This window comes from Gimesia alba, assembly GCF_007744675.1.
In the GTDB taxonomy this organism is placed as follows: domain Bacteria; phylum Planctomycetota; class Planctomycetia; order Planctomycetales; family Planctomycetaceae; genus Gimesia; species Gimesia alba.
In genome coordinates this window covers 3,158,385-3,171,594 of sequence record NZ_CP036269.1, presented here as the reverse complement: position 1 = coordinate 3,171,594, position 13,210 = coordinate 3,158,385, and the positions used below count along the sequence as shown (strand labels likewise).

General features: G+C 51.0%; 7 protein-coding genes. All 7 read left to right on the top strand.

Annotation, left to right across the window (positions count from 1 at the left end; all coding sequences use genetic code 11):
* Window positions 1-154 precede the first annotated feature (154 nt).
* The gene (gene dnaE / locus Pan241w_RS11845) at window positions 155-3,670 is read left to right on the top strand and encodes a DNA polymerase III subunit alpha (RefSeq protein ID WP_145215559.1); all 3,516 of its coding nucleotides are present in this window, start codon (window positions 155-157) and stop codon (window positions 3,668-3,670) included.
* A 134-nt stretch (window positions 3,671-3,804) separates the two neighbouring features.
* The gene (locus Pan241w_RS11840) at window positions 3,805-4,401 is read left to right on the top strand and encodes a hypothetical protein (RefSeq protein WP_145215556.1); all 597 of its coding nucleotides are present in this window, start codon (window positions 3,805-3,807) and stop codon (window positions 4,399-4,401) included.
* 257 nt (window positions 4,402-4,658) lie between these two features.
* Window positions 4,659-5,717, top strand: a complete 1,059-nt coding sequence (bioB, locus tag Pan241w_RS11835) for a biotin synthase BioB (RefSeq protein ID WP_145215553.1) — start codon at window positions 4,659-4,661, stop codon at window positions 5,715-5,717.
* Between the two features lie 183 nt (window positions 5,718-5,900).
* On the top strand, window positions 5,901-8,057 hold the full coding sequence (locus Pan241w_RS11830) for a terpene cyclase/mutase family protein (protein WP_145215550.1): 2,157 nt from the start codon (window positions 5,901-5,903) through the stop codon (window positions 8,055-8,057).
* 322 nt (window positions 8,058-8,379) lie between these two features.
* Window positions 8,380-9,339, top strand: a complete 960-nt coding sequence (locus Pan241w_RS11825) for a DUF1559 domain-containing protein (RefSeq protein ID WP_315940512.1) — start codon at window positions 8,380-8,382, stop codon at window positions 9,337-9,339.
* Between the two features lie 377 nt (window positions 9,340-9,716).
* Window positions 9,717-12,326, top strand: a complete 2,610-nt coding sequence (locus tag Pan241w_RS11820; protein WP_145215548.1) for a peptidase MA family metallohydrolase — start codon at window positions 9,717-9,719, stop codon at window positions 12,324-12,326.
* 52 nt (window positions 12,327-12,378) lie between these two features.
* A complete protein-coding gene (locus Pan241w_RS11815; protein ID WP_145215545.1) occupies window positions 12,379-13,185 on the top strand; it encodes a DUF4159 domain-containing protein in 807 nt (268 codons plus the stop codon).
* The last annotated feature ends 25 nt before the right edge of the window (window positions 13,186-13,210 follow it).

Below are 13,210 nucleotides of genomic sequence, written 5' to 3'. Positions count from 1 at the left end.
GCCGCAAGGTTGATTGACAAACGAGAGAATACAAATACACTCAAGAGTAGAAGCAGGGGAGAAGCTCTCTTCCGTTTTCTTCACTCAAATTCTCTCACAGCTTAGGCTGATCATAGCCTGGATGGCGTCCAAATAGACGGGAGCACGGAATATTATGAGCGACCCACGCCCTTTTGCTCATCTACATTGTCATACCCATTTCAGTATGCTGGATGGGGCCAGCCGCATCCCTGAAATGGTAAGTAAAGTCAAAGAAGCCGGCATGGATTCGCTGGCGATCACCGACCACGGCAATCTGTACGGCGCGATGGACTTTTACCAGCAGTGTCGCAGTCAGGATGTAAATCCGATCTTGGGACTGGAAGCGTATATCGCCCCCCGCAGCCGCTTCGAAAAAGGGGCTTCGCGGATGAAAGAGGCCAGTTTTCACCTGACATTGCTGGCACAGAATCGGCAGGGCTTTGAAAATCTAATCAAACTTTCTTCCACATCGTATCTCGAAGGCTTTTATTACAAACCCCGTATCGACAAGGAAATCCTCGAAGCCCATAGCGAAGGCCTGATCCTGCTCACAGGCTGTGCAGCAGGAGAACTGTCGCACCATATCCTGGGAGAAAACTGGGAAGAAGCAGAAAAGCTCTGCGCCTGGTACGAAAAAGTATTTGGCGACCGGGTTTATATGGAAGTACAGAATGCGGGGCTGGAGATCCAGCGGCAGTGCCTGGAAGGAACAGTCGATCTGGCTAATAAAATGGGGCTGCCTCTTGTCGCCACCAACGACGCCCATTATGTCGACCAGAAAGACGCCGTCGCCCAAGACGTTCTGCTGTGTGTCAGTACGCGCTCAGTCGTGAGTGATGAAAAACGGATGAAAATGACCGGCGATCAGTTTTTCGTCCGCACCCAGGATGAAATGTACGATGCCTTTCCAGGATTGGAACACGCGGTCGCACGCACACAGGAACTGGCGGAACGGGTTGACATTCAGATGTCAGATAAAAAATTCTACCCGGTCTTCCAGCCACCTGACGGCATGACCGATACGCAATACCTGCGCAAACTCTGTGAAGAGCGCCTGCCGCTGAAATATGGCGACGAACTGACACAGGCCCACTGGGATCGACTACACCTCGAACTGGGTGTGATTGAGCAAATGGGTTATTCCAGCTACTTCCTGATCGTCTGGGACTTCGTCCAGTTTGCGGAAAACGAAGGAATCCCCTGTACGGCCCGTGGTTCGGCCTGTGGGGCAATCGTGGCCTTCCTGTTGGGAATGTCACAGGTCTGCCCGCTGAAATATGACCTGCTGTTTGAACGATTCCTGGACCCCAGCCGTTCGGAACCACCCGATATCGATATCGACTTCTGTCGCGACCGCCGTCAGTTGGTGATCGATTACACCAAACAAAAATACGGCGAGAAAAGTGTGGCGCAAATCGGCACGTTTGGTACTCTCAAAGCGAAAGCCGCCATTCGAGACGTCGGACGCGCGCTGGGTGTCCCGCTGGCACGTGTGAACGAAATCGCCAAGATGATTCCTGACTCACTCGGAATCAAACTCAAGGACGCGCTCACAGAAAGTCCCGATCTGCAAACCGCCTACGATCAGGATTCGGAAGTCAAACAACTCCTCGATCTGGCAATGCAACTCGAAGGCTTATGCCGTAGTGCCGGTACTCATGCGGCGGGGGTTGTGGTCGCCGACCTGCCTCTCTCTGAAGTCGTCCCGCTGCAGACCATTACCGGCAAGACAGACATCATCACCCAGTGGGATGGCCCCACCGTTGAATCGGTGGGCCTGCTCAAGATGGACTTCCTCGGTTTGCGCAACCTGACGATTCTGGACAAAGCCGTTCAGAACGTAAAAAAACATTGCGGCATCGATATCAATCCTCACAAGCTGCCTCTGGATGACAAGGAAACGTTCGAACTCCTGCAGCGGGGAGAAACCAAAGGGATCTTCCAGTTGGAAAGTGGCGGGATGCGTGACCTACTGACCAAGATGCGTCCCGACAAATTCGAAGACATCATCGCGACCTCCGCCTTGTATCGCCCGGGACCTCTGGAAGGGGGGATGGTGATGCAGTACGTTGATGTAAAGCACAACCGGATTCCGATCCCGAAAGTGCATCCGATTGTGGATGAAATTCTGGACGAGACCTACGGCGTGATGGTCTACCAGGAACAAGTCATGCGGATTCTAAACCGTGTGGGAGGCATCGAGCTTTCAGCCGCGTATCGCTGTATCAAAGCCATCAGTAAGAAAAAACTGAAGATCATCGCCGACTTCCGCGATCAATATCTGGCGGGTGCCAAAGAAAACGATGTAGACGTCAAACTGGCAACCGATCTGTTCGAGATGATCGAAAAATTTGCCGGTTACGGATTTAACAAATCGCACTCGACTGCCTACGGCGGCGTGGCTTATGCGACTGCCTATCTCAAAGCACATTACCCCAAAGAATTCATGGCGGCACTCCTTTCCTGCGGAATGGAAAGTCACGAGCGCATCAACGAACATGTCGATGACTGCCGCCGCATGAAAATTGAAGTACTGCCCCCCGATATCAATCACTCGGACGTCGAATTCAGCGTCGAAGGCGAGAAAATTCGTTTCGGTATGGGAGCCATCAAAGGGGTCGGCGAACAGGTACTGGAAGCGGTTGTCGAAGATCGTGAAGAGAACGGACCATTCCTGAATCTGTACAATCTCTGCGAACGGGTCGACCCCAAAACGTTGAATAAAAGTACGCTCGAAATTCTGATCAAAGCGGGCGCGCTCAGCAGCCTGGGAGGCAACCAGGCACAATTGATGCTGTCTGTCGAGCGGGCCGTCCAGTCAGCCCTGAATATTCATCGAGACCGAGCACGCGGGCAGAAAAGTCTCTTTGACGACGAACCCGCGGCTGATGAATCAGGCGGCGCTGAGGAAACATTATTACCGGAAGCGGAGGATTGGCCTCGTGCCCAGAAACTGGGTGCGGAAAAAGAAGTCTTCGGTTTTTACCTCACATCACACCCGCTGGCCGAAATGGGAACTGCACTTACCAAGTATGCGCAACACCAGACAAACGAGCTGGCGGAGATGGATGATCGCGAAGAAGTCATCCTGGCTGGCATGGTTTCCTCGATCAAAATGGCTGCTACCAAAAAGCCAAGCAAGAACGGGAATACTCGTTACGCTAACTTTGACCTCGAAGACCCCCACGGCCTGGTTCGCTGCATCATGTGGCCCGAACAGTTCGCATCTATGGGCGAAAAAGTCAAAATGGAAGCGATGGTGATTATCAAAGGAAAAATTGATAAACGGGGCAGGGAACCGAATGTGATCGTTGATCAGCTGCTGACCCTGAATGATGCCCGCAAGCAGTTCACCGACCGGCTGGCCATCAATTTTAAACGCGGTGTTCACACACGCCAGGATATGGTCAACGTGCATGATGTGCTGACACAGTACCCGGGACAGACAGAAGTCCTTCTCGTCGTTGATTCCGTCGACCAGGAGAAACCCAATACCCACTTGCGCTATGTTCTGAATCCTCCCGGCAGCATGCGTGTTTCCTGCAGTAATGAATTTGAAAACCAGCTGACGGCTGTCATCGGTGAGAGTCATATTCACTTCCATACTCCGATTAAGAAAAAAAATACAGGTGGAAGTATGGGCCGCTAAAACCTTTGCAGCAAAGGGGGCAAACAAAGTCCGCATTCTGCTGTTTTTTAAGAAATCTTGGCGTTCCCTCAAGCCGAAAATAAGATATAGTTGTGTTAACTATTAGGGGGTTCAGGTTCTGCAGGACACATGCGATGAAAAAAACGGGAATCATTATCTTGGCTTTGACAGGCGTCTCAGCCCCATTCCTGTTCAAAACAGAGAATTCGGATCAAGCACGGTCTCAGGAAAGTCGTAACACAATACTGCGACAACAGCCGATTCTGCAGCAAATCCCAACGCGTCTATCACAAACGGATTCGACACAGCTTCGCACTGATGCCACGCCCGACGCAACGATTCAAAAATCAGCGTCAACCGGCTCATTTGAAGGATTCTCATCCGATGAAATTCTGGCGAAACTCGTTGGCAAATGGGAGCAGACCAAAAGTTCCAGCAAGCAAATCCTGACCATTAAGGAAAATGGAACAGCGACGATGCTGATTGAACCTCAAGGCCTCTGGACAGCTGTTCTGGGAAAACAGGTCACCATCGATATCGAATGGAGCCTCAACGCCGCCACACTGACTCTGCGTGCCGTCGGCGGAAAGCCGGAAAACAAGCTGGATTACATCAAACAGCTCTGGGGAAGTGAATTTGTCCGCGAAATCAACTCCATTGAGGACAAAATGTTCACACTTCGCGATGATAAAGGCGACGTCAGCCAAAAGTGGATTCGTACCGCATACTGAGCCGAATCGATGATTCCGTCAAACTGTAACTCTCTCAGACAGCCAGTTTACTTGTACTCTCGCCCTTTTTGCCTATCATAGAAGCGAGATACGTCCTGAAATAAACTGTACAATATATTACAACTCGTGTCTGAGCCGGGATTTCCACCGGCAAAACAGGCAATGCTTACCTCTCAGGACCGATCTCAATCCAAACCGTGCCCGGATGGCTGGTTGATACGACTAAATTGCTTCTTATGCTCTGAAAGATCTATTTGATGAACACTCAGGTTAATTCGTCTCCTTCACGCTGGCAGACTCTCGCGGATCAAGTTCTGTCCGGTTATCAGATTACCCACGAGGAAGGGTTGGAGATCCTGAATTCTTCTGATGATGAGTTGTTGGACTTATTAGCTGCCACATTCCGAATCCGGCAGAACGCATTTGGCAAACAGGTCCAGCTCTATTACCTGAAAAATGCGAAAAGCGGACTCTGCCCCGAAGATTGCGGCTATTGCTCACAGGCCCGTGGCTCGAAAGCAGAGATCCCCAAATACCGCATGCTGAATGAAGAGAAGCTGCTGGACGGCGCCAAAGCCGCCGATGAAGCCAAAGCGGGCACCTATTGCATCGTCGCCAGTGGTCGTGGACCGACAGACAAAGAAGTTGACCACGTTGCATCCGTCGTCGAAAAAATAAAATCATCATACGACCTGCGAATTTGCTGCTGCCTGGGACTGTTAAACGAAGATCAAGCCAAACGCCTGCAACAGGCCGGCGTGAATCGCATCAACCACAATCTCAACACCAGCCGCGAGTATTACGAAAAGATCTGTACCACTCATACCTACGAAGATCGCCTGCAAACCCTCAAAGTCGCCCGGGATGCCGGCATGGAACTCTGTAGCGGCCTGATTGTCGGCATGGGCGAAACTCCGGAAGACATTGTCGATGCCACATTCGAATTGCGTGAGCTGGAGACAAAATCGATTCCGGTCAACTTTCTGAATTCGATTGATGGGACTTCACTGGAAGCCGTTGACGAACTCGATCCCCGGTATTGCCTCAAAGCACTCTGTCTGTTCAGAATGGCACATCCCAACACGGAAATCCGCATTGCCGGCGGTCGCGAAGTCAACCTGCGATCCATGCAGGCCATGGGATTGTACGCCGCCAATTCCATGTTTGTCAGCGATTATCTGACAACCAAAGGACAGGCCGCGGAAGCCGATTACGAAATGATTGCCGATCTTGGATTTGAAGTCATCGTTTCCGGCCACGAGATGAAAGCAACTGATGCAGCTCCCGAGTTGGCTGCCCAGAGTGAATCTTATTAATCCAGTGATACTGCAGGTTTTGCCATGGGGTTTAGGCTTTCTCAAACCCCTTACGTAGATTGAGGTTGTAAGATAATCCGCGTCTCCCTATGATCCCGCCTTGAAGATGAGTGCGCGCATTGCATACCTCACCTTTATCTCTGGGAATGGAATCCGAATTAACTGAGTCAGGGAGCACCTGAAATGAATTCAGGCAGACTGAGAGCCAGCCACCTTACCGGCGACCCGGTGGCAGGACACGAAACAAACCCCACCTTCAAAATTTTCCCCAGCACCGAAGCTGCCCCCTTCGATCACCCGGAGCAGTTGTTGAAAGGCATCGCCCGCTCGCGGGACTACCTGCTGTCTCAACAACATGATGACGGATATTGGGTCGGAGAATTAGAAGGCGATTCGATTCTGGAATCGGAATACATTCTGCTGCTGGCGTTCCTGGGAAAGCAAGACTCACAAGAAGCAATCCAGGCCGCAAACTACCTGATGGATATCCAGATGCCTGACGGGGGCTGGAACATGTACCCGGAAGGCCCGATCGAAATCAGCGCTTCGGTCAAAGCCTACTTTGCACTCAAGCTCACCGGTCATTCTCCCGAAGCCGATTATATGCAACGTGCCCGAATCGCAATTCTGGCAGCCGGCGGTGTCGAAGCCGTCAACAGCTTCACCCGCTATTACCTGGCATTACTGGGAGTGATTCCGTATTCCAAGTGCCCGGCTGTGCCCCCCGAGCTGATGCTGATTCCTCGCTGGATGCCATTCAATATTTTCGAGATGTCGGCCTGGTCACGCACCATTCTGGTTCCACTCAGCATTCTCTGGGCCTTTCGTCCTTCAATCGCTCTGCCGCCAGAGCAGGGGATCACCGAACTGTTTACCGGAGATCCTGCCGCCTACCCCAGAACCATACCGAAATCAGAGGCCCTGGACTCGCTCAAAAAGAAAACCTGGTTCAACTGGCATCGTTTCTTTCAGTTCGTGGACCAGGGTTACAAAGGCCTCGAAAACCTGGGATTCAAACCGCTGCGAAAACGAGCCGTCAACAAAGCACACCAGTGGATGAAATCGCGTTTTGAGCATAGCGACGGACTGGGCGCCATTTTCCCCCCCATCGTCTGGACCGTGATTGCTCTCAAATGCCTGGGAGAAGAAGATAACAGTCCCGATATCCAGCGCGCAATGCGTGAATTAAAAAAGCTGCAGATCAAAGAAGGCGATCGTATTCGTCTGCAGCCTTGTAAGTCTCCCGTCTGGGATACCGCTATCAGCACGATCGCGTTACGCGAAGCGGGCGTTTCCAATCGGCATCCGGCAATTCGAAAGTCCGCCAAGTGGCTCTTGTCACAGGAAGCCAGACAACCGGGAGACTGGGTCAATTCCAGCCGCTCACAAACTCCTGGTGGCTGGTATTTTGAATTTAACAATGAGTTTTACCCCGATGTCGATGATACCGCGATGGTCATCATGGCCTTGCGCCGCTGTATGCCGAAATCATTAAAAAATGACCAGTGGCTGACTGACTTTCTAGTGACCCCGGAATGGAACCCATATGACGAAAATCTCAATACGGAAGCTATTATCGCGGGACGTAGCGAATCACGAGAGCAAGCCTTTGCCGATCTGGATTTGCTTCAGCCGATGATCGGCGCCATTCAGCGCGGAATGCAATGGATGCTAGGCATGCAAAATAAAGATGGTGGCTGGGGTGCCTTTGACCGTGATAACAACCGCGAACTATTTACCCAGGTCCCTTTTGCCGACCATAATGCGATGGTTGATCCCAGTACGGCCGATTTAACGGCGCGCGTATTGGAAGCGTTCGCAGACGTGCAACTGCCAATCAGCCATCCCGCGTGTCAACGCGCCATCGAATATGTCTGGAGTGAACAGGAAGACGACCACTGCTGGTATGGCCGCTGGGGCGTGAACTACCTGTACGGAACCTGGCAATCGATTGTCGGATTGACTCAGATCGGCATTCCTTCCGACGACCCGCGTATTGTTCGAGCAGTCGGGTGGCTCAAATCAAAACAGCAACCTTCAGGAGGCTGGGGAGAAACGGCAGACAGCTATGCCGATCCCTCATTACGCGGACAGGGAGCAGAGACTCCCTCGCAAACAGCCTGGGCTCTAATGGGGCTTATGTCGGCAGGAGAAATCGACTCGGCGGCTGTCCGGCGCGGAATTCATTTTTTACTGGAAGCTCAAAAAGCGGATGGAAACTGGGACGAAGAACCCTTCACAGGAACCGGCTTCCCCAAGGTCTTCTATCTCAAGTACCACCTCTACCGCACCTATTTCCCTTTGATGGCTTTGGCTCGCTTTGAGCGATTACGACGCTGATTTTTTACTCAGAACATCCCACCATAACCGTGGGTATTTTTTCTTATGCACAGAACACCATGTTCGTCAAAAAAAGAATATTCTTGACAAAATTTAACAAAATAAAGCCTATAAAATAAGGGATTAAAGCCGTCACACTAAACACAACAGCACCTGCGGAAATTAATTTTCTATTTTTTTTTAAACTAAGTTTAAACCGTTCTTGTTTCCTCTTCATCACAGATGTAATTTCATCTGCTGCTCAAGCTCACTCTGGTTCCTGTCAGAGTCGATTTTCGCTTTTAGCAGGCACCCTCTACACACAATGTTTTTCACTGGAGTTATGATGAAGAGATGCAAAGGAACCTCACAGCGCGGGTTCACACTGATCGAACTACTTGTCGTAATTGCAATCATTGCGATTCTGATTGCCTTACTCCTTCCGGCCGTTCAACAGGCACGAGAGGCAGCAAGACGTTCAAACTGCAAAAACAATTTGAAACAAATCGGACTGGCACTCCACAACTACCACGAAACATTCAGCATCTTCCCCCCCGGTTATGTTGGAACCGGTGCCAGCGCACAGAACCCGAATCTGATTGCCTGGTCAACCATGATTCTGCCTTTCATCGACCAAGCGAACCTGTACAACCAGATCAGCTCCAGCATGTTCCATAATCCTGGTACAGGCGGCTGGTTAAACATTGCCAATGTCACCCCGGCAGTCCCTGCAACCACACAGGCACAGACTGTCATCCCCTTTTACAACTGCCCTTCCGACCCCATGGGTGGTCGCAACGCAGATCGTAAAAGTGTGACCAACAACTATGAGTGGGGCAAATCAAATTACCCTGCAGTCAGAAATTCAATTTACTGGAACACGACTCCTTCGACACCCGTTGCTGTCACCGTCCAGGCCAGCTTCGGTAACAGCGACAAAAGAGTCCGTTTCCGTGACATGACCGATGGCACAAGTAACATCATCATGGTTGGTGAACGAGCAACTTTGGATTCCCCCGCTCCTGCATCAATCAATCGGTATGGTGCCATTTGGATCGGTTTTCAGGTTGATGCCAACTCTCTAACGGGTACCGCATCTAGTGGAGAAACCTCGACTCCTGGCCCCTCAACGAATGAACTGATCAACCAGTCGAGCCCCAATGCATTCAGCAGCCCGCACGTTGGTGGATGCCACTTCCTGATGGGTGATGGAAAAGTTCGTTTCATCAGCGAAAACATCAACGGCGACACCTACACTTGGCTTGCCGGGATCAATGATGGTCGTGTCATTGGTGAATTCTAAACTAAAAACGACATGAAAATATTGTTTCAGCTCACTTTGAGCAGCTGAACAGCAAATAACAAACAGGTAGCATTTCAACCTTCAATTCGTTGAAATCGCTGCCTGTTTTGCGTTCACCAGCGAAGCAGAGCAAATCAGAAAACGTCACCAAAACCCCTCCTTATGGAAAATTCTTATTGCACATATCGAGCAAATTCGATATTGTTCCCTGTTGGCTCACGTACTCAAGATCTACAACAGGCGTCCTCCAATTGAGTCAGAGATGATATTCTTCAGTGGTTCGGGATCGTGAAATCGTTTCTGATCCTGCATTGAAGAAGGTGATCCAATGTCTGCGAATTCCTTCGCACATTGGACTTTCCCAGGGAAGGGCGCATATGCAACGAGTGCAACGTTTCCGAATCAGGCAGGACCTCAAGGTTCCCATTCGACACCCGCTTTCTTTTCACAGCCTGTGTCCTCGCGCTCAGACTCTCCAGGCACTCAGTTTCCTACTCTTCATCACCGTCTTTCCGGTCTATTCTTACTCGTCAGAAATCGAAAACTGCGAGCAATTACTGCATACCGGGCAATACCAAAAATGCATCGACGTCGCAGAAGCAGCGATCAATAAGAAGGCCTATGGCTCTGAATGGCCACTCCTCAAAGCACAGGCAGAACTGGCAGTCGGTCAATATGTCGAAGCGAAACAAACAATTGACGCCGGCCTCAAACGTTATTCCTGGAGTCTCCCGCTCAGACTTATAGCCGTAGAAATCTACCAATTGAACAACGAGCACGAAGCAGCCTCTTCATTCCTGACCAGCATCCACGATCTCGCCAGCCGCTCTGCCTGGCGTTACACCGATGCCAGCAGTCTGGTCGCACTGGGGCGCGCATCGCTCATGCGAAATGCCGATCCCGGCGAAGTTCTCGAATCCTTTTATGATCGCGCGATCAAAGAATACCCCGACCACAAAGATGCCTACCTTGCCAGTGGAAATCTGGCGCTGTCGAAAAATGACTATGCGCTGGCACAGGAAACGTTTCAAGCAGCATTAAAACAGATCCCCAATGATGCAGACCTGCTGTTCGGTCTGGCCCGCTCACTGCAACGTTCCAACCCCGAACGTTATGAAACGTTAATGGCTCAAGTGCTCAGTACAAATCCCAATCATATCCCCGCCCACATGGAACAAATTGCTCTGCTGATCCACTCGGAACAGTTTTCGAATGCCAAAGCGCGACTGGAGCAGGTTCTCGCTATCAATCCGCACCTGACAGAAGCCTGGGCCACTCTGGCCGTGATTGCCCATTTCGAAAACCGACCTCACGATGAAACCGCTTTCTACTGGCAGGCACTCAGTCATCATGATCAGAACCCCCAGGTTGACTATCTGATCGGCAAAGCCCTTTCCGAACATTATCGCTTCGCGGAAGGCGCCGCCTATCAACGCCAGGCTCTGGAAAAAGATCTTCAATACCTGCCTGCCCGCATTCAACTGGCTCAGGACGAATTACGGCTGGGGCAGGAAATCAGTGGCTGGGAACATGCACTTCAGGCCCATCAACAAGATGGCTACGATACCACCACATTCAATCTGCTTGAGCTGAAAGATCAACTTGCCGAATTCAAAACACTGCAAGATGAACAATTCATCATTCGCATGGATTCGAGCGAAGCAGACGTCTACGGCCAGCAGGTCGTCCAACTTCTGCACGACGCCCGCAAGACGCTCTGTCAAAAATATGGACTCGACCTGAAATCCAAAATCACCGTCGAGATCTTCCCTAATCCGGACGACTTTGCCGTCCGCACTTTCGGCATGCCTGCGGTCTCCGGTTACCTGGGAGTCTGCTTCGGAAAAGTCATCACTGCCAACAGCCCCGCCTCTCAAGCCGATCACCCCACCAACTGGGAGTCAGTTCTCTGGCACGAGTTCTGTCACGTGGTCACACTTGAGTTGACGAAAAACAAAATGCCCCGCTGGATCAGTGAAGGTATCTCGGTCTACGAAGAACGCCAGAAAAATCCCCGTTGGGGGGAAACAATGATTCCACAGTACCGGGAATTGATTCTGAGCGGAGAAGCCACTCCGATTGGCGAATTAAGCAGTGCGTTTCTCAATCCCAAAAGCAGCCTGCACGTGCAATTCGCATATTATCAGTCATCGATGGTCGTAGAATACCTCATCAACCAGTTCGGCTTCGAAGCCCTGCGACTCATCTTGAATGATTTACGCGTGGGAATCCCCATCAATGTCGCCATCGAACGCCGTACAAAAACATTAGGTGAGCTGGAACAGGAGTTTGCCGCCTTCCTCCAAAATCAGGCGGAAGACTTTACCCCAAAAGTTGACTGGTCAGAACAGGATCTGCGGCCGCTAATCAGCGACGACACCAAGCGATTTGATGACTGGATCAAAAAACATCCCAATCATTTTGAAGGCCTGATGGCTTACTCCCAGATTCTGGAAGAAGAAAACCGGACCGAAGAACTGGAAGCCACGCTCAAGAAACTGACCAAGATCTATCCCCAGTACACGGGCGCCGATAATGCCTGCTTGCGACTGGCAAATCTCTACCAGAAACAAAAACGCTTCGATGAGGAACAGAAATACCTGAAACTGCATGCCCGGTATAATCCCAATGCGCTCGCGGTATTTCAACGCTTAGCGGAAGTCTATCAAAAGAAACAAAACTGGGACGATGTTTACTCAGCCGCACAAAGTGCGAATGCCATTAATCCGCTCAATCGGGATACCCAGCAGATACTTGCTGAAGCCTGTGTTCATTTGCAACGACGTCAGGAAGCCATCAACGCCTGGCGTGCCATCCTGGCATTGAAGCCACACAACAAAGCTGCCGCCCACTACCAGCTCGCCCGGTTACTTCAATCGGATAATTTACAACTAGCCAAACGACACACACTCATCGCGCTCGAAGAGGCGCCCCGCTTTCGGGCCGCTCATCAATTGTTACTTGAATTGACGGCAAACACACCATAATGCCTCGCACGAGTTTTGACATGAACCACTAAGGCTCACGGAGGAGCCTGCCATGAAGAATAGTTTGATTTCACTGACTGTGGTCTGCGGATTACTGATCGTCGTTACGATCTGCATTGGGCAGTATCGGCCCTCCATCCCCGCTGATCGCGGCGGTGTTCCCGACTGGAAAAACGATGCGGAATTCAAGCACGATGTCTTCACCTTCGTACGCATTCGATACAACTCACACCAGGGCTGGCGGCGCTGGGCCACCGACTATCCCGACAGCGACTTGAATTTTTCCTATCGACTCCAGCAACTGACTTCCATGAAAGTTGACCCCGAAGGCCGGATTCTGGAACTGACCGACGAAGAACTCTTCGATTATCCCTTTATCTATCTGATTGAGCCCGGCTCGCTGGAATTCACGGAAGAAGAAGTCGTCGCACTCAGACGCTATCTCTCCAATGGCGGTTTCATGATGGTTGACGATTTCTGGGGCGAAGCCGAATGGGATAATTTCGCATTGGAAATGAAACGCGTCTTTCCCGAACGCGAGCTCGTCGACATTCCTCTGGAACATCCGATTTTTCATTGTGTCTATGATCTAAAAGAAAAGCCCCAGGTCCCCAGCATTGGTGTCGCCCAGTGGGGCCGTTCGGAAGGCATTACCTGGGAACGGGAAGATGCCAAACAAGTTCATTACCGAGGCCTCTTCGATGACAAAGGGCGATTGATGACAGTTGTCTGTCACAACACCGACTTAGGTGATGGCTGGGAACGGGAAGGGGAGGACAAATGGTATTTCCAGGAGTTCTCCGAAAAGAAAGCCTACCCCCTCGGCATCAATATTGTGTTTTATGCCATGACCCACTGAGTCCAGCGCAGGTGACTTAATAGAA